Annotated in this window: 19 protein-coding genes; 13 read left to right on the forward strand and 6 right to left on the reverse strand. The window is 71.0% G+C overall.

Features of this window, described 5'->3' with window-relative positions:
• Nucleotides 1-57: 57 nt before the first annotated feature.
• From ACFPYL_RS12785 to ACFPYL_RS12795, 3 genes are read right to left on the reverse strand one after another with little or no spacing between them, the layout of a single operon-like run.
• Entirely contained in the window at nt 58-1,224 is a 1,167-nt protein-coding gene (locus ACFPYL_RS12785) for a thiolase domain-containing protein (protein ID WP_379154480.1), read from the reverse strand.
• Nucleotides 1,224-2,276: a thiolase domain-containing protein gene (locus tag ACFPYL_RS12790; RefSeq protein WP_379154483.1), complete on the reverse strand. Its 1,053-nt coding sequence runs from the start codon at nt 2,274-2,276 to the stop codon at nt 1,224-1,226. Before ACFPYL_RS12790 ends, ACFPYL_RS12785 begins: the two co-directional genes overlap by 1 nt.
• 10 nt (nt 2,277-2,286) lie before the next feature.
• A complete protein-coding gene (locus tag ACFPYL_RS12795; RefSeq protein WP_379154486.1) occupies nt 2,287-3,255 on the reverse strand; it encodes a Zn-ribbon domain-containing OB-fold protein in 969 nt (322 codons plus the stop codon).
• Between the two features lie 71 nt (nt 3,256-3,326).
• On the opposite strand from ACFPYL_RS12795, the gene ACFPYL_RS12800 reads away from it, so the two are divergent.
• From ACFPYL_RS12800 to fadD8, 3 genes are read left to right on the forward strand one after another with little or no spacing between them, the layout of a single operon-like run.
• Entirely contained in the window at nt 3,327-4,370 is a 1,044-nt protein-coding gene (locus ACFPYL_RS12800; RefSeq protein ID WP_379154489.1) for an LLM class F420-dependent oxidoreductase, read from the forward strand.
• 13 nt (nt 4,371-4,383) lie between these two features.
• On the forward strand, nt 4,384-5,154 hold the full coding sequence (locus tag ACFPYL_RS12805) for an NAD(P)-binding domain-containing protein (protein ID WP_379154491.1): 771 nt from the start codon (nt 4,384-4,386) through the stop codon (nt 5,152-5,154).
• A 22-nt stretch (nt 5,155-5,176) separates the two neighbouring features.
• Nucleotides 5,177-6,799, forward strand: coding sequence for a fatty-acid--CoA ligase FadD8 (fadD8, locus tag ACFPYL_RS12810; RefSeq protein ID WP_379154494.1), 1,623 nt, complete (start codon nt 5,177-5,179; stop codon nt 6,797-6,799).
• Here the strand turns inward: fadD8 and ACFPYL_RS12815 are convergent.
• Together ACFPYL_RS12815 and ACFPYL_RS12820 are read right to left on the reverse strand one after the other, a co-directional pair.
• Nucleotides 6,689-7,582, reverse strand: coding sequence for a phosphatase PAP2 family protein (locus ACFPYL_RS12815; protein ID WP_379154497.1), 894 nt, complete (start codon nt 7,580-7,582; stop codon nt 6,689-6,691). The genes fadD8 and ACFPYL_RS12815 overlap by 111 nt on opposite strands.
• A gap of 12 nt (nt 7,583-7,594) precedes the next feature.
• Nucleotides 7,595-8,755: a GDSL-type esterase/lipase family protein gene (locus tag ACFPYL_RS12820; RefSeq protein ID WP_379154500.1), complete on the reverse strand. Its 1,161-nt coding sequence runs from the start codon at nt 8,753-8,755 to the stop codon at nt 7,595-7,597.
• 164 nt (nt 8,756-8,919) lie between these two features.
• On the opposite strand from ACFPYL_RS12820, the gene ACFPYL_RS12825 reads away from it, so the two are divergent.
• From ACFPYL_RS12825 to ACFPYL_RS12850, 6 genes are read left to right on the forward strand one after another with little or no spacing between them, the layout of a single operon-like run.
• A complete protein-coding gene (locus tag ACFPYL_RS12825; protein WP_379154503.1) occupies nt 8,920-10,209 on the forward strand; it encodes an ABC transporter substrate-binding protein in 1,290 nt (429 codons plus the stop codon).
• 34 nt (nt 10,210-10,243) lie between these two features.
• Nucleotides 10,244-11,224: a carbohydrate ABC transporter permease gene (locus ACFPYL_RS12830; protein ID WP_379154506.1), complete on the forward strand. Its 981-nt coding sequence runs from the start codon at nt 10,244-10,246 to the stop codon at nt 11,222-11,224.
• A 7-nt stretch (nt 11,225-11,231) separates the two neighbouring features.
• A complete protein-coding gene (locus tag ACFPYL_RS12835; RefSeq protein ID WP_379154509.1) occupies nt 11,232-12,068 on the forward strand; it encodes a carbohydrate ABC transporter permease in 837 nt (278 codons plus the stop codon).
• Nucleotides 12,065-13,141 (forward strand): LacI family DNA-binding transcriptional regulator, encoded by a 1,077-nt coding sequence (locus ACFPYL_RS12840; RefSeq protein WP_379154512.1) that lies wholly within the window; start codon nt 12,065-12,067, stop codon nt 13,139-13,141. The genes ACFPYL_RS12835 and ACFPYL_RS12840 overlap by 4 nt, the downstream gene beginning before the upstream one ends.
• Nucleotides 13,138-15,423, forward strand: coding sequence for a glycoside hydrolase family 3 N-terminal domain-containing protein (locus ACFPYL_RS12845; RefSeq protein WP_379154515.1), 2,286 nt, complete (start codon nt 13,138-13,140; stop codon nt 15,421-15,423). The genes ACFPYL_RS12840 and ACFPYL_RS12845 overlap by 4 nt, the downstream gene beginning before the upstream one ends.
• Nucleotides 15,423-16,391: an acetylxylan esterase gene (locus ACFPYL_RS12850; RefSeq protein ID WP_379154517.1), complete on the forward strand. Its 969-nt coding sequence runs from the start codon at nt 15,423-15,425 to the stop codon at nt 16,389-16,391. The genes ACFPYL_RS12845 and ACFPYL_RS12850 overlap by 1 nt, the downstream gene beginning before the upstream one ends.
• Before the next feature lie 33 nt (nt 16,392-16,424).
• Here the strand turns inward: ACFPYL_RS12850 and ACFPYL_RS12855 are convergent, their stop codons facing one another.
• The gene (locus ACFPYL_RS12855) at nt 16,425-17,228 is read right to left on the reverse strand and encodes a crotonase/enoyl-CoA hydratase family protein (protein ID WP_379154520.1); all 804 of its coding nucleotides are present in this window, start codon (nt 17,226-17,228) and stop codon (nt 16,425-16,427) included.
• Between the two features lie 46 nt (nt 17,229-17,274).
• Here ACFPYL_RS12855 and ACFPYL_RS12860 point away from each other — a divergent pair, with 46 nt between their 5' ends.
• The 4 genes from ACFPYL_RS12860 (at nt 17,275) to ACFPYL_RS12875 (ending at nt 21,315) form a co-directional block, all read left to right on the forward strand.
• Nucleotides 17,275-18,936: an acyl-CoA synthetase gene (locus ACFPYL_RS12860; protein WP_379154522.1), complete on the forward strand. Its 1,662-nt coding sequence runs from the start codon at nt 17,275-17,277 to the stop codon at nt 18,934-18,936.
• Nucleotides 18,936-20,045: an NAD(P)H-dependent flavin oxidoreductase gene (locus tag ACFPYL_RS12865; protein WP_379154525.1), complete on the forward strand. Its 1,110-nt coding sequence runs from the start codon at nt 18,936-18,938 to the stop codon at nt 20,043-20,045. Before ACFPYL_RS12860 ends, ACFPYL_RS12865 begins: the two co-directional genes overlap by 1 nt.
• A gap of 248 nt (nt 20,046-20,293) precedes the next feature.
• Nucleotides 20,294-20,437 carry a hypothetical protein gene (locus tag ACFPYL_RS12870; RefSeq protein WP_379154528.1) on the forward strand — a complete coding sequence of 48 codons (144 nt, stop codon included), beginning with the start codon at nt 20,294-20,296 and terminating at the stop codon, nt 20,435-20,437.
• Between the two features lie 23 nt (nt 20,438-20,460).
• On the forward strand, nt 20,461-21,315 hold the full coding sequence (locus ACFPYL_RS12875) for an NAD(P)-dependent oxidoreductase (protein WP_379154531.1): 855 nt from the start codon (nt 20,461-20,463) through the stop codon (nt 21,313-21,315).
• Nucleotides 21,316-21,321 lie beyond the last annotated feature (6 nt).

The following is a 21,321-nucleotide window of genomic DNA, read 5'->3' on the forward strand; positions in this document are numbered from 1 at the left end:
CCCGACGATAGGCCCGCCGGGACACGGGTGGCAGCGCCGTTCGCCAGGGGCGAACGACTAGTTCGTGGGCTTGTCCGCGCCGACGACCCACATCGCGAAGAACTGCGAGCCACCGCCGTACGCGTGGCCGAGCGCCTTGCGGGCGCCGTCGACCTGGTGCTCGCCGGCCGCACCGCGGACCTGGAGCGCCGCCTCGCCGAAGCGGAGCATGCCGGACGCGCCGATCGGGTTCGAGGAGAGGACGCCGCCGGAGCAGTTGACCGGCAGCACGCCGTCCATGGCGGTGCCACCGGACTCGGTGAGCCGCCAGCCGCCGCCGTTCTCGTCGGCGAAGCCGAGCGACTCCAGCCACATCGGCTCGAACCACGAGAACGGCACGTAGATCTCGGCCATGTCGATCTCGTCGATCGGGCTGGTGATGCCGGCCTGCTTCCACAGGGCGGCCGCCGCGTCGCGCGACGCCTGGGGGTTGACCTGGTCCCGCTCGGCGGCGGTGGTCGCCTCGGAGCGCATCACGGTGCCGTGGATCCACGCGGGGTTCGGCGACGCCGCCGCGACGTCCTCGGCCACGATCACCAACGCGCACGCGCCGTCGGAGGACGGGCAGGTCTCGTCGTAGCGGATCGGGTCCCAGAGCATCTGCGACGCGAGCACCGACTCGACCGTGGTGCCCTCGTTGTGCAGGTGCGCGTACGGGTTCTTCAGCGCGTTGTTGCGGTCCTTCGCGGCCACGATCGCACCGACGTGGGTCGGCGCGTCCGAGCGGCGGATGTAGGAGCGCACGTGCGGGGCGAAGTAGCCACCGGCGCCGGCGTGCACCGGCATGTTGAACGGCAACGGCACCGACAGCGCCCACATCGCGTTGGACTCCGACTGCTTCTCGTACGCGACCGTCAGCACCTTCTTGTGCACGCCGGCCTGGACGAGAGAGGCGGCGACGATGGCGGTCGAGCCGCCGACCGAGCCGGCGGTGTGCACGCGCAGCAGCGGCTTGCCGGCCGCGCCGAGCGCCTCCGCCAGGAACAGCTCGGGCATCATCACGCCCTCGAAGAGGTCGGGCGCCTTGCCGACCACGATCGCGTCGATCTCGTCCAGCGTCATGCCGGCGTCCTCGAGGGCCCGGTCGATCGCCTCGCGGCAGAGGCCGGCCATCGAGACGTCCAGGCGCTTGGCGCGGTGGTGGGTCTGGCCGACGCCGACCACCGCGGCGGGCTGCTTCGCCATCAGTTGCTTCCTTCCAGGACGCAGAGGAGGTTCTGCTGCAGGGCGGGACCGGACGTCGCGTGCCCCACGCCCTTGGCGATCTCGCCGGACCAGATCCGCGAGGCGACCTCGCCGACCCGGATGCCGCCACCGGAGAACATCGGGTTGCTGGTCAGCGCGCCCCCCGACGGGTTGATGCGTACGTCGTCCGCGAGGCCGAGCTCGCGACGCAGGATCAGCTCCTGGTGGCTGAACGGCGCGTGCAGCTCCGCGACCTCCACCCCGGACAGGTCGACCGCGGCGGCGGCCCGCTCGGCCGAGGGCGAACGGGTCAGGTCGCGGGTGCCCATCCCCATCGGGTCGATGTAGTGCGCCAGACCGCTGATCCACGCCGGGCGCTCACGCACGTCGCGGGCCCGGTCGCCGGCGGCGAGCACGATCGCGGCCGCACCGTCGGTCACGGGGGAGCAGTCGTGCTTGCGCAGCGGGTCGGCGTACATCGGCCGGGCGAGCAGCTCCTCGACCGACGAGCCGCCCTTGCGGATCGAGTAGTCGTTCTTCTCCGCGTCGGTCAGCGACCGGTTGGCCACCTCGGCCATCGCGGTCTCGTCCCAGGCGCCGGCGTCGATGCCGGCGCGCGCCTGCAGGCCGGCCAGCGACACGGTGTCGGGCCACAGCGGCGTCATCGTGTACGGCTCGAGCTGGAGGCCCAGGGTCCGGCGCAGCACGCCGGCCGAGGACTTGCCGAACGCGTAGACGAGCGCCGTGTCGACCTCGCCGGTCTGGATCTTCAGCCAGGCCTCGTACATCGCCCACGCGAGATCCATCTCCACGTGCGACTCGTTGACCGGCGGGATCACGCCGATGGCGTCGACCGCCGACACGAACGAGAACGACCGGCCGGCCAGGTAGTCGGACGAGCCCGAGCACCAGAAACCGATGTCGCGGCGGGTCCATCCGGTCTGCTCGTAGCACTCAGCGAGGAGCGGCACGAGCATCTCCACGCAGGTCGGCGACCCGTCGAACTCGGGCATCTGTCGCTGGGCGAACCCGACGACTGCAACGTCTCTCATTCCCAGTCCCTCACAGGTGGTTTCGGTAGGTCTCGTAGTCCGCGTCCGGGTCACCGGTCGGCTCGAAGTGGTCGATGTTCTCCAGGGAGTAGGTCCACTCGGCCTCGGGCTTCCACACCGCCTTGACGCGCATGCCCATCCGGACGTCGGCGGCGTCGACGCCCAGGATCAGGTGCAGGATCGCGATGTCGGCGCCGTCGAGCAGCACGTACGCCGAGACGTACGGCGGCGTGATCTTCTGGCCCAGGAACGGCACGTTGACGATGCAGAAGGTCGTGATGGTGCCGGTCTGCGACACCTCCACCTCCTCCGCCGTCGGCGTCCCGTCGGACGGGCAGGCGCTGCGCGGCGGCACGTAGACCTTCTGGCAGGTGGGGCAGCGCTGGCCGACGATGCGGCCCTCGTTGAGGCCTCGGTAGAACGCCGACTCCTCCGGGCTCGCGGCGTACAGGTAGTCGAGCGAGACCGGGACGATGACGCCGGTCACCGGGTCGACGGCGACGGTGGTTGAGGAAGGCGCGCTGGCGCCTGTCTCGAAACCTCCGTCGCTCTCCGGTTCGAAGACGATGTCGGTGATCGCGCCGACCCGCTCCTCGGCGAAGCGCACCTGCACCCGCATGCCGGTCGACACCTCGTCGGGCGAGGCGACGTCGAGCGCGTGCAGGACGGGTCGGGTGGCGCCGTCCAAGGTCACCAGCGCGAACGCGAAGGGCCGGTCGAACGGCTGGTCCTTGACCGGCTCCGGCACCCATACCCACGACGCGACCGTGCCGCCCGGGCCGACCTCGACGAACTCCGTCGTCGGCTCGTGGGTGACCGGGTCGAACTCCAGCGGGGGTACGACGACCTCACCCGCCGAGGTCCGGCCGCCGACGACGACGCCGTCGCGGAGCCCGGTGAGGAAGCGACCCACGACGGGGCCGGTGGAGCGGGTGTAGTCGAACGCTACGGTGACCGGTGCTGACAGTGTTCGTGTCATGGTCCGAAAGTAGAACACGTTCTAGGATCGGGCAAGCACCCACCACCAGAGGACCACCAGAGGAGACGCACATGAAGCTCGGACTGCAGCTCGGGTACTGGGGCGCGCAGCCTCCGCAGGGTGTCGGGGAGCTGGTGGCCGCCGCCGAGGAGGCGGGGTTCGACGCGATCTTCACGGCCGAGGCGTGGGGGAGCGACGCGTTCACCCCGCTCGCGTGGTGGGGTCGGGAGACCGAGCGGATCAAGCTCGGCACCTCGATCGTGCAGATGTCCGGTCGGACGCCGACCTCGATCGCGATGCACCTGATGACGCTCGACCACCTGTCGAACGGTCGCGTCATCCTCGGCATGGGCGTCAGCGGCCCGCAGGTGGTCGAGGGCTGGTACGGCCAGCCGTTCGGCAAGCCGCTGGCCCGCACCCGCGAGGTCGTCGACATCATCCGCAAGGTGCTCGCCCGCGAGGACAAGGTCACCAACGACGGCCCGCACTACCCGCTGCCGTTCCGCGGTGAGAACTCCGTGGGCCTCGGCAAGCCGCTCAAGCCGATCGTGCACCCGCTGCGCGCGGACGTGCCGATCTGGCTGGGCGCCGAGGGGCCCAAGAACGTCGCCCAGACCGCCGAGATCGCCGACGGCTGGATCCCGATCTTCTACACACCCCGGTCGGCCGGCATGTACCAGCCCTGGCTCGACGAGGGCTTCGCCCGACCCGGCGCGCGTCGTACCCGAGCCGACTTCGAGATCGCCGCGACCTGCCACCTCCAGGTGGTCGAGAACGCCGAGCAGAAGCAGCTCGTCCTCGACGCGATCAAGCCCTCGGTCTCGCTCTACATGGGCGGCATGGGCGCGCAGGAGGCCAACTTCCACAACCAGGTCTTCGTGCGGATGGGCTACGAGGACCTCGCCAAGGAGGTGCAGCAGCTCTACCTGAGCGGCGAGAAGGACAAGGCGACGTCGCTGATCCCCGACGAGCTGGTCGACGACATGCACATCGTCGGCACCCCGGGCGAGGTCAAGGAGAAGGTCGCCCAGTGGGAGGAGACCGGCGTGACCACGCTGCTGCTCAGCGCCCGCTCGGCGGACGAGATCCGGTCGGTGGCCGAGCTGCTCGCGTGACAGAGTTCCCTCTGTGAGCACGTACGGCGTCATCGGAGTCGGGTCGATCGCGGAGGCCATCGTCGTCGGGCTGTGCGACGGGGTCGACGACCCGCCCACGATCGTGCTGTCCCCGCGCAGCGCCGACCGGTCGGCGGCCCTGGCGGCCAGGTTCGCGACGGTCGACGTGGCCGCTGACAACCAGGCAGTCGTCGCCGAGGCCGACGTCGTGGTCGTGTGCCTGCTCCCGGGCAACGCCGCCGAGATCCTGGCCGGGTTGGCCTTCCGTGCCGACCAAGCGGTCGTGAGTGCGGTCGCCGGCCTCGACGTCGCTCGCCTGCGCTCGATCGTGGCGCCCGCGACCGATGTCGCACGCAGCATCCCGCTCCCGGCGGTGGCGACGCGTGGCGGCAGGACGCCGGTGCACCCGGCGACGCCGGCGGTGACCGACCTCTTCGGTCGCCTCGGCGGGAGCCTGGCGATCGACGACGAGCTCGCCTACGAGTCGGTGGCGGCTGCATCAGCGACGGTCGCCGCCCACTTCCGCTACCTCGGCACCATCGCCGGCTGGCTGACCGACCGGGGCATCGCCGGACCCGAGGCGCGGCGCTACGTCGCGGACACGTTCGCAGCGCTCTCGGGCGAGCTCGGTCAGCCCGACGCCGACTTCACGGCGCTCGCCCAGGCGCACGCCACGCCCGGCGGGCTCAACGAGCAGTTCGCGCGCGACCTCGGCGAGGCCGGGGTGTACGACGAGGTGCGGAGCGGCCTCGACGCGGTCCTCGCGAGGATTGCCCCGAACTGAAACACGTTCTAGTCTCGGTCGCATGACGGACGCTCTGCCCTCTTCCAACGACCTGCGCGTCGGCACCCACAACGGCCACCTGATGGTGTCCGCCCTCAAGCGGCACCGCGACAAGCCGGTCATGTACCTCGGTGACACCACGATCACCGGGGGCCAGGCCGCGGAGCGGATGAGCCAGTACGCCCAGGCCTTCGAGGCGCTCGGCGCCGGTCGCGGTACGGCGGGGGCGCTGCTCGCGCTCAACCGCCCCGAGGTGCTCTTCATCCTCGGCGCCGGCCAGACCCAGGGACACCGGCGCTCCTCGCTGCACCCGCTGGGCTCGCTCGACGACCACGCCTACGTCATCAACGACGCGGAGATCACCAGCATCACCATCGACCCGGTGCCGATGTTCGTCGAGCGTGCGCTCGGCCTGCTCGAGAAGTGCCCGAAGCTGGAGAAGGTGCTGACGATCGGGCCGGTGCCCGAGGAGCTGAGCCACGTCGGCCACGACCTCAACGCGGCCGCAGCGTCGTTCGACCCGCTGCCCCTCGAGGCGGTCACCCTCGACCCCGACCACATCGTGTCGATCACCTACACCGGCGGTACGACGGGCAAGCCCAAGGGCGTCATCGGCCTGTCGCGTCAGATGAACACGATGACCCAGATCCAGATGTCGGAGTGGGAGTGGCCCGAGTCGCCGCGCTTCCTGATGTGCACGCCGCTGTCGCACGCCGGCGCGGCGTTCTTCGTGCCGACCGTGCTCAAGGGCGGCTGCCTCTACGTGCTGGCGAAGTTCGACCCGGCCGAGGTGCTGCGCACCATCGAGGAGCAGAGGATCACGGCGACCATGCTGGTGCCGTCGATGCTCTACGCGCTGATGGACCACCCGGACAGCAAGACCCGCGACCTGTCGTCGCTCGAGACCGTCTACTACGGCGCGTCCGCGATCAACCCGGTGCGGCTCAAGGAGGCGATCGAGCGGTTCGGCCCGATCTTCGCCCAGTACTACGGGCAGTCCGAGGCGCCGATGGCGATCACCTACCTCTCGAAGGAGGACCACGTCACCGGCGACGACCGCCGGCTCGCCTCCTGCGGTCGTCCGTCGGCGTTCATCCGTACGGCGCTCCTCGACGAGGACGGCAAGCAGGTCCCGGTCGGTGAGCCGGGCGAGATCTGCGTGGCCGGCCCGCTGCTGGCCGGTGGCTACTGGAACCTGCCGGACGAGACCGCCGAGACCTTCCGCGACGGCTGGATGCACACCGGTGACGTGGCGCGCGAGGACGAGGACGGCTTCTGGTACATCGTCGACCGCACCAAGGACATGATCGTCTCGGGCGGCTTCAACGTCTTCCCGCGCGAGGTCGAGGACGTCGTCGCCGAGCACCCGGCGATCGCCCAGGTCGGGGTGATCGGCACCCCGCACGAGAAGTTCGGCGAGGCGGTGACCGCGATCGTGGTGCTCCGCTCGGACGCGCCGCGCGACGAGGAATCGATCGCCACCATGACCGCTGAGATCCAGGAGATGGTCAAGGCACGGAAGGGTTCCGTGCAGTCACCCAAGCAGGTGATCGTCGCCGACTCGCTGCCGCTGACCGGGCTCGGCAAGCCCGACAAGAAGGCCCTCCGGGCTCAGTTCTGGACCGGGGACCGCGCCGTCGGCTGAGCGGCGCCGCCAGTAGCGGCGGATGGCGGTGTCGGCCGCGAGCGAGCCCGCGAGGAGCGCGATCGCGACGATGCCGTCCATCCACCAGTGGTTGCCGGTCGCCGAGACGACCAGCATCGTCAGGATCACGTGCAGCAGGAAGAACCACCGCCAGCGGCTCGTGCTCGCCGCGATGATGCCGAAGGACACCACCGCGGCCCAGGCCACGTGGATCGAGGGCATCGCGGCGTACTGGTCCGAGACCCCGGTGGTCGGGTCGACGGCGTACACGGACATCCCGAACTGGCGGCCCATGTCGACGTACCCGAGGTCGGGGAGGAAGCGCGGCGGCGCGACCCGGACGAAGCGGATCACCAGGCACCACGCGGTGATCAGCGCCAGCCCGTTGCGCCAGTGCGGGTACTTGTCCCGGTGCCGGATGAAGAGCCAGACCAGGAAGGCGATCAGCGCCGGGACGTGCACCGTCGCGTAGTACCAGGTCGTCAGGTCGGCGACGTGCTCGTGGGCGAGCACGAACTTCTGGAGCGACAGCTCCGACGGCAGGTGCAGCCAGTCCTGGAACGCCGCGATGTCGTGCGCCCGGGCGATCGCGCCGTGGGTGGCCGTGATCGGGAGCATCCGAGCCAGGCGCCACACGGCGTAGAGCGACGCGATCAGGGCGAACTCGGCGGCGGCCGGCTCGACGTGCGGGGTGAGGCGGCTCGGCCGCAGCCGGACCGCGAGCCAGACCAGGCCGCTGATCAGGGCAGCGACCGCTGCTTGATCCCAGGTCGGCCACGGCACTCGGAGATTCTGTCAGGCGATGTCGAAGACGTGACCGGAACCCAGGATCATGTCGGCGAACCGCTCACCGATGAGCAGGTGCGTGGCGGCGTCCGGGTGCAGGTCGTCGGGCAGCGGGAGCCGGGCCGCGTCCGCCTCGCCGTACAGCGCGAGACCGTCGAGGTAGTGCAGGTGCGGGTCGCGGTCCGACCGCTGGGCGACGATCCGCGCCAGCTCCCGGCGGATCACGCGCAGGGTCAGCCTGCCGAACAGCGTCTCGGCGGGGTCGCCCGACGCCTCGAACCGGACGTTGCCGTCCGCATCGGTGGCCGGCATCAACGGTCCGGGGGTGTCCTCGTGGATGCCGCACCAGATCGGTGAGACGACCAGCAGCGGCGTCGTCGGGTGGCCGTCGCGGATGGTGTCGAGGAAGCCGTGCACGCCGGCGGTGAAGGCCCGCAGTCGCATCAGGTCGGCGTTGACCAGGTTGATCCCCATCTTGACGCTGATCAGGTCCGCGGGGGTGTCGCGCATGGTGCGGGCCACGAACGGGTCGAGCAGCGCGCTGCCGCCGAGTCCCAGGTTGACCAGCTCGACGCCGCCGAGGGTCGCGGCGCGGGCCGGCCAGGTGGTCGTCGGGCCCGCGGCCTCGGACCCCGCACTGATCGAGCTGCCGTGGTGCAGCCAGACCGGGCGCCCGTTGCCGGGTGAGGGGTCGACCGGTGCGTCGGTGCGCAGCTCGACCAGCACGGTCGTCTCGCCGTGCGGGAGCCAGATCTCGACGTCCTTGTCGGCAGGGGAGAGGTCGGCGAAACGCAGCGTCCCGGCCGGCCCGGGGCGGTCCTTGAACGTCCCCTTCGTCATGTCGATGACGATCGCGCCGCCGCCCGGCACGCTGCCCTGGTCGACGAGCTCGCCGTCGACGACGAGGTCGTAGAGCCCGTCGGGTCGAGGCGGGACGCCGACGTACACCCGCTTGGTCGGCACGGTGTCGAGCTCGATCGTGGTGGCGGCCGTGCGGAAGCACAGGCGTACGCCGGAGGGCTGGCTCTCGGCCATCAGCAGCTGCGGCTCCGGCACCTGCGCCCGCGCCCAGGCCGGCAGGCGGTGGGGGAGCAGGCCCGCATCGGTCGGCTCGAGCTCGAGGGCACCGCGCACGAGGTCGGCGGTGATGGGCGTCGTCAGGAGCGGCACGACCCCACGGTCTCACCGCCGGACCCTTGCCCTTTGTTTCGAAAATGGCGAAACTATGGAAAACGTTATCGACAACGATTGACACGCCCTGTGACGAGTGACACCTTTCCGGTCATGTGTGACGTGCGTCGCACCCGGCGTACGCCGAATGGAAGGGTTTCCGTATGAGGTCGAAGTCTCGCAGCGCGGCGCTCGCCGTGCTCTGCGCCGGCGTGTTGACGTTCGCTGCCTGTGGCAGCGACGACTCGTCGGAGGGGAGCGGTGGCACCACCACCATCACGTGGTGGCACAACTCCAACAACGAGCCCGGCATGGGCTACTACGAACAGGTCGCCAAGGACTACGAGGCCGACCACCCGGGCGTGAAGATCGAGATCAGCGCCATGGCCCACGAGGACATGGTCGACAAGCTCGACGCGGCGTTCCAGAGCGGGGACATCCCCGACATCTACATGGAGCGCGGCGGCGGCGAGCTGGCCGACCACGTCGACGCGGGCATGGTCCGTGACATCTCGGACGACGCCTCGGAGGAGATCGACAAGATCGGTGGCTCCGTCGGCGGCTGGCAGATCGACGGCAAGACGTACGCGCTGCCGTTCTCGCTCGGCGTCGTGGGCGTCTGGTACAACGCCGACCTGTTCGACCAGGCCGGCATCACCGCGCCGCCGACCACGATGGACGAGTGGTACGACGACATCGCCAAGCTCAAGGACGCCGGCATCACGCCGATCTCCGTGGGCGCCGGTGACAAGTGGCCCGCCGCGCACTACTGGTACTACACCGCGCTGCGCTCGTGCCCCGAGGACGTCCTCCAGGACGCGGTCACCAGCCTCGACTTCTCCGACCCGTGCTTCGTGAAGGCCGGCGAGGTGGTCGAGGACCTGCTCGCGACCGACCCCTTCAACAAGGGCTTCCTGACCACCAAGGCGCAGGAGGGCGCGACGTCCGCGTCCGGCCTGCTCGCCACCGGCAAGGTCGCGATGGAGATGCAGGGCCACTGGGAGCCCGGCGTCATGCAGGGCCTGACCGACGACGGCAAGGGCCTGGGCGACAAGACCGGCTGGTTCCCCTTCCCGGCGGTCGAGGACGGCCAGGGCAACCCGGCCGACGCCCTCGGCGGCGGCGACGCGTGGGCGGTCTCCGAGGACGCCCCCGACGAGGCGGTCGACTTCGTGAAGTACCTGCTGTCCGACGAGGTCCAGGAGGGCTTCGCGTCGAACGACATGGGTCTGCCGACCAACCCGGCCGCGAACGGCTCGGTCTCGGACCCGGCGCTGGCCGGCGTCCTCAAGGCACGCGACGACGCGCCGTACGTCCAGCTCTACTTCGACACGGCCTTCGGTGCCTCCGTCGGTGGGGCGATGAACGACGAGATCGCACTGCTCTTCGCCGGCGACGCGTCCCCGCAGGACGTGGTCGACGCGACGCAGCAGGCCGCCGACGCCGAGCAGTGACCCGGACCGCACCGACAGGAGCAGTGAGCTGACCGTGACCGACGAGGACGTCGCACTCTCCACGACGTCCACACCTCTCGGAGGGGCCACCCGGCGCGACCAGCGCCGGGTGGCCTCCCGGCCCCTCGGGTCGGGCTGGCGACAGCGACTGGAGATCGCGTTCTTCGTCACGCCCGCGCTGGCGCTGATGGCGGTCTTCGTCGTCTGGCCGATCGTCTCGGCCGTCCGGATGTCGTTCTACCGGTGGAAGGGCTTCGGCCCGATGGACGACTACATCGGGATCGACAACTACCGCTACGTGCTCAGCGACGACGTGTTCACCGGGGCGGTGACGCACAACTTCATCATCGTCTTCGCCTCGATCCTGATCCAGCTGCCGCTGGGGCTCGCCGTGGCCCTGCTGCTCAACCGCCGCATCCACGGCCAGGGGATCCTGCGCACGATCGTCTTCGTCCCCTACGTGCTGGCCGAGGTGATCGCCGGCGTCGTCTGGTACCAGCTGCTCCAGCCCGAGTCCGGCGTCGTCGACGGGCTGATCACGGCGGTCGGGCTGACCCCGCCCGAGCAGGGCTTCCTGGGTACGCCGGACCTGGCCCTCGCGACGGTGTTCGTCGTGCTCACCTGGAAGTACCTCGGCCTGGCCATCCTGCTCTTCCTGGCCGGCCTCCAGGGGGTGCCCCACGACCTCTTCGAGGCGGCGCAGCTCGACGGCGCCAGCTGGTGGCAGGTGCAGCGCCGGATCGCGATCCCGCTGCTCGGCCCGACGATCCGGACCTGGTGCTTCCTGTCGATGATCGGCTCGCTCCAGCTCTTCGACATGGTCTGGATCCTGACCGGCGGCGGTCCGGCCAACGCGACCACCACGATGGCGACCTACCTGATCAACCAGGGGACCGGCCGGCACAACTACGGCATCGCCGGCGCGGCGTCCGTGATCCTGTTCGTGATCGGCTTCCTGATGGCGTTGATCTACCAGGTGTTCGTGCTGAGGCGCGACACGACCGTGGAGAGGTGAGGCGGCCATGATCCGACGTGCGAGGCCGTTCGGCTCTGGTGGACCGCTGGTCTACCTGCTGGCCCTGGTCGCCGTCATCATCACCCTCGGGCCCGTCGTGTACGGCGCGCTCGGCGGCTTCCGCAGCAACGAGCAGCTGGCCAGCGACCCCTCGGGGCTGCCGGACCCGTGGGTGTTCTCCAACTACACCGCAGTGCTCACCAACGAGACGTTCTGGCGCTACGCGCTGAACTCGACCATCGTCGCGCTGGTGACCACGGTCGTGGCCGTGCTCTTCGGCGTGATGGCGGCGTACCCGCTCGCGCGCTACCAGTTCAAGGGCCGCGAGCCTCTCTTCATGGTCTTCGTGCTGGGGCTGCTCTTCCCGGCCGCGGTGGCGATCATCCCGCTCTTCATCCTGGTCTCGCGCAACCTGCACCTCGCCAACACCTGGTGGGGCGTGGCGCTGCCGCAGGCCGCGTTCGCGCTGCCGATCACCGTGGTGATCCTGCGACCGTTCCTGATGGCGATCCCGCGCGAGCTGGAGGAGGCCGCACTGATCGACGGGGCGTCGCGGGTCGGGATCTTCTGGCGCCTGGTGGTGCCGCTCTCGATGCCCGCGCTGGTGACGGTCGGCGTGCTCGCGTTCGTCGCGTCCTGGAACGCCTACCTGCTGCCCCTGCTCCTGCTGCAGGACGACATGCGTACGCTGCCGCTCGGCGTGGCGGACTACTCGAGCGAGCACTCGTCCGACACCGCGGGCGTGCTCGCGTTCACCACGTTGGCGATGATCCCGGCCCTCATCCTCTTCCTGGCGATGCAGCGGCGCATCGTCAGCGGTCTCCAGGGCGCGGTGAAGGGATGACGGGCGACGTGGAGGAGAACACCGTGACCCAGCAGGGCACCGGGCCGAGCGCACCGCTGGGTGGTGGCGGCCGGGTCACGATGCAGCAGGTCGCGCTCGAGGCCGGGGTCTCGATCTCGACGGTCTCCAAGGTGATGAACGGCCGGTACGGCGTCTCCAGCCAGACCTTCGACCACGTCACCGAGGTGATCAACCGCCTCGGCTACGAGACCAGCCTGGTCGCGCGCAGCCTGCGCAACGCCCGGACCAACGTGATCGGCGTGCTGGTCGCGGACTTCGAGCCGTTCAGCACCGAGGTGCTCAAGGGAGCGGCCGACGCGATCCGCGGCACCGGCTACGAGCTGGTCGCCTACTCGGCCGGCGGCCGCTTCGACGAGCACGTCGGCTGGGAGCGTCGCTACCTCTCCCGCGTGATGGGGACGCTGGTCGACGGCGCCGTCCTGGTCACCCCGACGGTCACCGACGTCCAGTACGACGGCCCCGTGGTCGCCGTCGACCCGCACACCGGTCGTTCGAGCCTGCCGACCGTCGCCGCCGACAACCTCCAGGGCGCCCGGATGGGCGTCGACCACCTGCTCAGCCTGGGGCACCGACGCATCGGCATGGTCACGGGCCGCGCCGACCTGGTCTCCGCCCAGCTCCGAGAGCGCGGCTACCGCGAGGCGCACGCGGCCGCCGGCGTACCGGTCGACGAGTCGCTCCTCGCCGACGGTGCCTTCGACCCCGAGCAGGCCCGCGAGGCGGCCCGGACGTTGCTCGGGATGGCCGAGCCGCCGACCGCGATCTTCGCCGCGAACGACCTCTCGGCGCTGTCGACCCTCGAGGTCGCCGCCGAGCTCGGCGTCGAGGTGCCCGGCCAGCTCTCCGTCGTCGGGTTCGACAACATTCCCGAGTCGGCGCTGTCGCACCCGCCCCTGACCACCGTCCAGCAGCCGATGCGCCAGCTCGGGCACGACGCGATCGCGATGCTCGTCGCGCTGATCGCGGGCGAGCAGCTCGACGAGACGCACGTGACCCTCGACACCACGCTGGTCCTCCGGCGTACGACCGCGACCCTGGGAGATGCATCGTGACCGAGCTGTGGCGTGACCCGACGGCACCGGTGGAGGCGCGGGTCGCCGACCTGGTCGACCGGATGACCGTCGAGGAGAAGGTCGCCCAGCTCGGCTCGATCTGGTGGCTCGACCCCGACGCCGGCGGGATGGCGCCGATGCTCAGTGAGAGCGTCGGCCCGATGCCGCCGTGGGACGAGGTCGTCGCCGACGGGCTCGGCCAGCTGACCCGTACGTTCGGGACCGCGCCGCTCGAGCCGCTCGAGGGCATGCGGATCCTGGCCCAGCGGCAGCGCGACGTGATGGCCGGCAACCGGTTCGGCATCCCGGCGCAGGCGCACGAGGAGGTGCTGACCGGGCTGGCCGTGTGGGGCGCGACCATCTATCCCGCGCCGCTCTCGTGGGCCGCGTCCTTCGACCCGGAGCTCGTGGAGCGGATGGCCGCGCAGATCGCCGGCTCCATGCGGCGGCTCGGCATCCACCAGGGCCTCGCGCCCGTGCTGGACGTCGTGCGCGACCACCGCTGGGGTCGTGTCGAGGAGACGATGGGGGAGGACCCGTTCCTGGTGGGCCTGGTCGGCAGCGCCTACGTGCGTGGCCTCGAGCAGGGCGGGACGGTCGCCACCCTCAAGCACTTCCTCGGCTACTCTGCCTCGCGCGCCGCCCGCAACCTCGCGCCGGTCTCGATCGGTCCGCGCGAGCTGGCCGACGTGATCCTGCCGCCGTTCGAGATGGCGCTGCGGGCCGGCGCCCGGTCGGTGATGAACTCCTACACCGACCTCGACGGGCTGCCCGTCGCCGCGGACCCGCGGCTGCTGTCGGGGCTGCTGCGCGATCAGCTGGGCTTCGCCGGCACGGTGACGGCCGACTACTTCTCGATCGCCTTCCTCCAGTCGCTGCACGGCGTCGCCGGGTCGCTGGGCGAGGCGGCGTCGCTGGCCCTCGAGGCCGGCATCGACGTCGAGCTGCCGACGGTCAACGCGTACGGCGCACCCCTGCTGGCCGCGATCGCCGACGGGGTCGTGGACGAGAAGATCATCGACCGGGCGCTGTCGCGGGTGCTGGCCCAGAAGTGCGAGCTCGGGCTGCTGGACCCGGGCTGGGCGCCGCTCGAGCCCGCCGAGGTCGACCTGGACGACCGCGAGTCCCGCGCCGTCGCCCTCGAGCTGGCCCGTCGCTCGGTCGTCCTGCTCGCCAACGACGGCAGCCTGCCGCTCGCCGCCGGCGCGACGGTCGCGGTCGTCGGGCCGCGGGCGGACACCCCGGAGGCGATGCTCGGCTGCTACTCCTTCCCGATGCACGTGCTGGTCCACCACCCCGAGGCCGAGGCCGGCGTGGAGGTCCGCACCGTGCGGGAGGTGCTGGCCGAGACCTTTGACGTCACGTACGCGCTGGGCTGCCCGGTGCTGGGCGGCGAGGAGGCGGACATCGAGGCCGCCGTCGCGGTCGCCGCCGACGCCGAGGTCTGCGTCGTCGTGCTCGGCGACCAGGCCGGGCTCTTCGGCAAGGGCACCTCCGGCGAGGGCTGCGACGTCGCCGACCTGGACCTGCCGGGCCGTCAGGAGGAGCTGCTCGAGGCGCTGCTCGCGACCGGTACGCCGGTCGTCGCGGTGCTGCTGGTCGGCCGCCCCTACGACCTGAGCCGGCAGGTGGACCGGCTCGCCGGACTGGTCTGCGGTTTCTTCCCGGGCGAGGAGGGCGCGCAGGCGGTCGCCGACGTGCTCAGCGGGCGGGTGAACCCCTCGGGCCGCCTCCCGGTCAGCTTCCCGGGAGCCGGCTCGACCCAGCCCTCGACGTACCTCGCTCCGGCGCTGGGCCGGCGCAACGAGGTGAGCGTGGTCGACCCGACGCCACTCTTCGGCTTCGGGCACGGGCTGTCGTACGCCACGGCGACCTGGACCGCCGTGACGTCGTCGGCGCCCACCTGGGCGACCGACGGCACCTGCGAGCTGGTGGTGCGGCTCGTGAACGAGGCCGACCGGGACGTGTCCGAGGTGGTGCAGGTCTACCTCCACGACCGGTCGGCCTCGGTGGTGCGGCCGGTGCAGCAGCTGGTCGGCGCCGCGCGGGTCGACCTCGCGCCCGGACAGCAGGCCCAGGTCTGCCTCTCGCTGTCGGCCGACCTGACGTCGTTCACCGGCCGCGACCTGCTCCGCATCGTCGAGCCCGGCGAGGTGGAGCTGTGGGTGGGCGCGTCCAGCACGGACGTCCGCGAGGTGCTCCCGCTGGAGCTGGTCGGCGCGACCCGGGTCGTCGGCGTGGACCGGGTGCTCGAGCCGGTCGTCACCGTCGAGCTCACCTGATGGACTTCGACCTGCCGCTCGACGAGGCGCGGGTCTACCGGCCGCCCCTCGCCGTACCCGATGACCTGGAGGAGTTCTGGGCGCGCACGCTCGCGCGCATCGGCACGGCTGCGCCGACGTTCACCCGGGTCGACTCCGGGCTCGTCGCCGTGGAGACGTACGACGTGACGCTGGCCGGCTTCGACGGCGACCCGGTCCGGGCGTGGCTGCACCTGCCGGCGTCGTCGCTCCGCGCCGGTCCGCTGCCCGGTGTCGTCCAGCTCCAGGGCTACAACGGCGGGCGCGGGCTGCCGCACGAGCACGTCTTCTGGGCGCTGGCCGGCTACGCGCACCTCGTGGTCGACACCCGCGGGCAGGGCAGCGGCTGGACGACCGGCGCGACCGGCGACCCCGCCGGCTCCGGGTCGTCGCAGCCGGGGTTCCTGACCCGCGGGGTCGAGGACCCCGAGACCTACTACTACCGACGCGTCTACGCCGACGCCGTGGCCGCGCTCGAGGTGCTGCGCGGTCACGACCTGGTCGACCCATCTCGGGTGGCCGTGGCGGGAGGGAGCCAGGGCGGCGGGATCTCGACCTCCGTCGCCGCCCTGGCTCCCTCCTCCGTGGCGGCGGTGCTGTGCGACGTGCCGTTCCTCTGCGACTTCCGGCGCGCGGTCGCCGTGTCTCCGGCCGAGCCGTACGGCGAGCTGGTCCGCTACCTCGCCGCGCACCGCGACCGGGTGGAGCAGACCTTCGCGACGCTCTCCTACGTCGATGCTGCGGTCCTCGGCCGGCTCGCCACCGCGCCCGCGCTGTGGTCGGTCGCCCTGATGGACCTCACCTGCCCGCCGTCGACGGTCTTCGCGGCGTACAACTGGTACGGCGGACCGAAGGAGATCGAGGTCTACGAGTTCAACGACCACGAAGGCGGCGAGGCCTTCCAGCAGCAGCGCCAGCTGGCCTGGTTGCCGACGGTGCTCGGGGCCTGACTGGCGCCCTCCGGCCGGGGAGGTCGGGAGACCCTAGCGGCCCTGGAACTGCGGCGCCCGCTTCTCGGCGAACGCGCGGGGGCCCTCCTTGGCGTCCTCGGAGGCGAAGACGGCCTTGCCGACGGTGGCGTCGTCGGCCCAGCAGTCCTCCTCGTGCTTGCCCTCGGAGTCGCGGACGGTCTTGAGGATCGCCTGGACGGCCAGCGGGCCGTTGGCGCAGATCAGGTCGGCGATCTCGTGCGCCTTGGCGAGCGCCTCGCCGTCGGGGACGACGTGGCCGATCAGGCCGATCTCCTTGGCCTCGGGCGCCTTGACCAGACGGCCGGTCAGGAGGAGGTCGAGGGCGACGGTGTAGGGAATCTGCCGGGGGAGGCGTACGGCGGAGCCGCCCATCGGGTAGAGGCTCCACTTGGCCTCGGCGACGCCGAAGCGGGCGGACTCGCCGGCGATCCGGATGTCGGTGCCCTGGAGGATCTCGGTGCCGCCGGCCACGGCGGGGCCCTCGACCGCGGCGATCAGTGGCTTGGTCAGGCGGAAGCCCTTGAGCAGCCCCTTGATCACCGTCGGGTCGAAGCCGGACTGGAAGCTCTCGTCGGGCGAGCGCTTGGTGGCCGCCTTGAGGTCCATGCCCGCGCAGAAGAAGCCGCCCGCCCCGGTGAGGATGCAGACCCGGATCTCCGGGTCGGAGTTCACCCGGTCCCAGGCGTCCTCCATGATCGCCATCATCTCGCCGGAGAGCGCGTTGCGCGCCTCCGGGCGGTTCATGGTGACGATCAGCTTGTGGCCGTCCTGCTCGACGAGGCAGTGGGGGGCCGCCCCGGGTTCGACTGAGGTCATGAGCGCGAGCCTAGCCAAGAACAAGAACGTGTTCTAGTCTCGCGGCGTGGCTCACAACATCGCTGATCTCTTCGAACACGCCGTCGACGCCGCGCCCGACAACGCCGCCCTGAAGTTCGGCGACCGGGTCGTGTCCTACGCCGAGCTGGAGGCCGACGCCAACCGGCTCGCGCACTACCTCCAGGCACAGGGGGTGGGACCGGGCGACCACGTGGCGATCTACGCCAAGAACAGCATCGAGCACGTCGTCGCGATGCTCGCGATCGTCAAGATCCGCGCGGTGATGATCAACGTCAACTACCGCTACGTCGAGGGCGAGCTCAACTACCTCTTCGAGAACGCCGACGTCGTCGCGGTCATCCACGAGCGCTCGTACGCGCCGCTGGTCGCGGCCATCTGGGACAACCACGAGAAGCTCAAGGTCGCGGTCGTCGTCGACGACTCGCTCGACCCGTCGGACGCCTCCGACTTCTCGTCGTACGGCGGGGTCCACTACGACGACGCGATCGCCGGCCAGAGCGCCGAGCGCGACTTCGGCGAGCGCAGCGCCGACGACGTCCACATCATCTACACCGGCGGCACCACCGGCTTCCCGAAGGGCGTCATGTGGCGCCAGGAGGACTGGTGGCGCGTGCTCGGCGGCGGCACCGACTTCTACACCGGTGACCTGCTCGAGGAGTTCACCCAGTCCGGCCAGGCCAACGACCCGCGGATGGCGACGTTCCCGCTCAGCCCGCTGATGCACGGCGGCGCGCAGTCCGGCCTGCTGATGCACCTCTTCGCCGGGCACCTGACGATCCTCGAGGCGAAGTTCGACCCGGTGCGCACCTGGGAGATCATCGAGGCCGACAAGATCCAGCTGATCTTCATGACCGGTGACGCGATGGCGCGCCCGCTCATCGAGGCCTACGAGGAGAAGGCCGCGACCGGGACGCCGTACGACGCCTCGAACCTGGTCGCGATCTCCAGCAGTGCCGCGATCTTCAGCCCGCCGGTCAAGGCGCGCTGGATGGCGGCCTTCCCGAATTCGATCTTCACCGACTCGGTCGGCGCGACGGAGACCGGCTTCCAGGGCATGGGCATGGCCGACGCCAACAACATCTCGACCGACGGCCCGGTCGTCGGGCTCGCCTCCAGCGGCGTCGTGCTCGACGAGAACAACGAGCTGCTCGACCCCGACACGGACGTCGGCAAGGTCGGCCGGCTGGGCCGCGGCGGCTCCGTGCCGCTGGGCTACTACAAGGACGAGGCCAAGTCGGCCGCGACCTTCCTGGTCATCAACGGCGAGCGCTACTCGGTGCCGGGAGACTTCGCGCGCATCGAGGAGGGCCGCCGGGTCACGCTCCTGGGCCGCGGGTCCAACTGCGTCAACACCGGCGGCGAGAAGGTCTACCCCGAGGAGGTCGAGATGGCCATCAAGGGGCACCCGGCCGTGTACGACGTGCTCGTGGTCGGCATCCCCGACGAGAAGTACGGACAGGCGGTGGCCGCCGTGGTCGAGCTGCGCGAGGGGGAGAGCCTCGAGCTCGAGGACCTGCGCACCTACCTGCGCGCGCACCTCTCCGGCTACAAGCTGCCGCGCACCCTCACGATCGTCGACCAGGTGCCGCGCAACGCCGCGGGCAAGGCGCAGTACCCCGCGGCCAAGGAGCTCGCGCTCGCTGGCTTCGCCGCCAAGGCCGCGACCGTCAACCCGACGAGCGTCTGATGCGCACGCCGCTGTGTGACGAGTTCGGGATCGAGTACCCGATCTTCGCGTTCACCCCGTCCGAGCACGTCGCCGCGGCGGTGTCGCGGGCCGGCGGGCTCGGGGTGCTCGGCTGCGTCCGGTTCAACGACACCGAGGAGCTCGAGCGGGTCCTGACCTGGCTCGACGAGAACACCGACGGCAAGCCGTACGGCGTCGACATCGTGATGCCCATGAAGATCCCGACCGAGGGCACCTCGGTCGACCTGGGCGCGATGATCCCCGAGGAGCACAAGAAGTTCGTCGACGAGACGCTGCTCAAGCTCGGCGTACCCCCGCTCCCTGAGGGCGAGGGCCGCGAGGGCGTCCTGGGCTGGCTGCACTCCGTCGCCCGGTCGCACCTCGACGTCGCGCTCCAGCACCGGCCGGTGCTGATCGCCAACGCGCTCGGCTCACCGCCGGTCGACGTCATCGAGAAGTGCCACGAGCACGGCATCAAGGTCGCCGCGCTCGCGGGCGCGGCCAAGCACGCGCTCTCGCACGTGCGCAACGGCGTGGACATCATCGTCGCCCAGGGCTACGAGGCTGGCGGCCACACCGGCGAGGTCGCGAGCATGGTGCTCCAGCCCGACATCGTCGACGCCGTCGGGCCGGACGTCCCGGTGCTCGGCGCCGGCGGCATCGGCTCCGGCCGGCAGATCGCCGCCTCCCTCGCGCTCGGCTCGCAGGGCGCCTGGATGGGCTCCGTCTGGCTCGGCACCACCGAGTACCAGCAGATGGGTGCCGCCAACTCCGAGGCGTGGACGACCGCGTTCACCCGGGCGACGTCGTCCGACACGGTCCGGACCCGGGTCTACACGGGCAAGCCGGCGCGCCTGCTCAAGACGAAGTGGACCGAGGCCTGGAACGAGGAGGGTGCGCCCGCCCCGCTGCCGATGCCGCTCCAGAACCTGCTCGTCGCCGAGGCCCACAACCGGATCAGCGCCGCCAACGACCCGGACGTCATCTCGATGCCGATTGGGCAGATCGTCGGCCGGATGAACGAGGTGCGCCCCGTCGCCGACGTGGTGGCCGACCTGGTCGCCGAGTTCGAGGCGACGGTCGAGCGGCTGAACGCCATCCGCGGCTAGACCGAGTGCGGGTGGTGGTTTCGAGGCTCGCTTCGCTCGCACCTCAACCACCGGCATCGGTGGTTGAGGTGCGAAGGCCGTCAGGCCTGAGCCTCGAAACCACCGTGCGGCGCGCTGGGCGTGCGATCTGCTAGCGCGTTGCAAGCGTTCTGCTGACTTCCCTCAAGACGGCGTTCGCGATTCCGATCTACTCCCCAGCGGTGGCACCATCGAAGGTGCTCGCGTCGTAGGAGTAGGGGGGTGGCGCGATGTTCAAGGGACTGCTGCAGGGCGTCACGAAGGTGCTGGTCGTCACGATCGCCGCGTTCTGCGTGCTGATCCAGGTCAGCAACGTCGACCACGCCGTCACGCGCATCACGGATCGTGCCGCGCTGACCTCTCTCGAGAAGTAGGAGCCGCGTCGTACGGTCGACGCATGAGCACTGCACCGACCGTCGCCCTGCTGGGGACCGGCACGATGGGCGCCGGCATGGCGCGCAACCTCGCCGCTGCCGGCCTCCCGCTGCGGGTCTGGAACCGGACGCCCGAGCGGGCGGCGCCGCTCGCCGACATCGCCAGCGTGGCCTCCACCGCGGCCGAGGCGGTCGCGGGAGCGGACGTCGTCGTGACGATGACGTACGACGGGCCGTCCGTCGAGGAGGCGATCGCGGCAGCGCGCGGCGGTCTGGGCGCCGGGACGGTCTGGATCCAGGCCGCCACCGTCGGCGTGGATGCCACCACCCGACTCGCCGCGCTGGCCGACGAGCTCGACCTGGTGTTCGTCGACGCTCCCGTCCTCGGCACCAAGAAGCCCGCCGAGGACGGCACCCTCGTCGTCTTGGCCTCGGGCCCGGACTCCGCGCGCGACGTGGTCGCACCGGTCTTCGACGCGATCGGCAGCCGGACGATGTGGGTGGGTCCCGCCGGTGCCGGGACGCGGCTCAAGCTCGTGGCGAACGGATGGGTGTTCACCGTGCTCGAGGGCGTCGCCGACGCGCTGGCGCTGGCACGTGACCTCGGCCTGGACCCGGCGCTCTTCCTGGAGGCCGTGCGCGACGGAGCCATGGACGCCCCGTACGTCCAGCTCAAGGGGTCCGCGATGCTCGCGGACGAGATGACGCCCTCGTTCGCCCTGTCCGGTGCGCTGAAGGACGCCGAGCTGGTGCTCGCCGCAGCGGCCGAGGCCGGGACCGACCTCGCGGCGCTCCCCGGGATCCGGGACCACCTGCGGCGGGCGGTCGACGACGGTCACGGTGACCTCGACATGGCCGCGACCTGGAGGTCGCACTGACCGGTG

Origin of the sequence: Nocardioides hankookensis, assembly GCF_042658885.1 — a bacterium.
Lineage (GTDB): Bacteria > Actinomycetota > Actinomycetes > Propionibacteriales > Nocardioidaceae > Nocardioides > Nocardioides hankookensis.

Excerpts from the sequence above, each read along its gene's own strand:
- ACFPYL_RS12785 (WP_379154480.1), bottom strand. The coding sequence starts at position 1,224 with ATGGCGAAGCAGCCCGCCGCGGTGGTCGGCGTCGGCCAGACCCACCAC.
- ACFPYL_RS12790 (WP_379154483.1), bottom strand. The coding sequence starts at position 2,276 with ATGAGAGACGTTGCAGTCGTCGGGTTCGCCCAGCGACAGATGCCCGAG.
- ACFPYL_RS12795 (WP_379154486.1), bottom strand. The coding sequence starts at position 3,255 with ATGACACGAACACTGTCAGCACCGGTCACCGTAGCGTTCGACTACACC.
- ACFPYL_RS12800 (WP_379154489.1), top strand. The coding sequence starts at position 3,327 with ATGAAGCTCGGACTGCAGCTCGGGTACTGGGGCGCGCAGCCTCCGCAG.
- fadD8 (WP_379154494.1), top strand. The coding sequence starts at position 5,177 with ATGACGGACGCTCTGCCCTCTTCCAACGACCTGCGCGTCGGCACCCAC.
- ACFPYL_RS12825 (WP_379154503.1), top strand. The coding sequence starts at position 8,920 with ATGAGGTCGAAGTCTCGCAGCGCGGCGCTCGCCGTGCTCTGCGCCGGC.
- ACFPYL_RS12835 (WP_379154509.1), top strand. The coding sequence starts at position 11,232 with ATGATCCGACGTGCGAGGCCGTTCGGCTCTGGTGGACCGCTGGTCTAC.
- ACFPYL_RS12840 (WP_379154512.1), top strand. The coding sequence starts at position 12,065 with ATGACGGGCGACGTGGAGGAGAACACCGTGACCCAGCAGGGCACCGGG.
- ACFPYL_RS12850 (WP_379154517.1), top strand. The coding sequence starts at position 15,423 with ATGGACTTCGACCTGCCGCTCGACGAGGCGCGGGTCTACCGGCCGCCC.
- ACFPYL_RS12855 (WP_379154520.1), bottom strand. The coding sequence starts at position 17,228 with ATGACCTCAGTCGAACCCGGGGCGGCCCCCCACTGCCTCGTCGAGCAG.
- ACFPYL_RS12865 (WP_379154525.1), top strand. The coding sequence starts at position 18,936 with ATGCGCACGCCGCTGTGTGACGAGTTCGGGATCGAGTACCCGATCTTC.
- ACFPYL_RS12870 (WP_379154528.1), top strand. The coding sequence starts at position 20,294 with ATGTTCAAGGGACTGCTGCAGGGCGTCACGAAGGTGCTGGTCGTCACG.
- ACFPYL_RS12875 (WP_379154531.1), top strand. The coding sequence starts at position 20,461 with ATGAGCACTGCACCGACCGTCGCCCTGCTGGGGACCGGCACGATGGGC.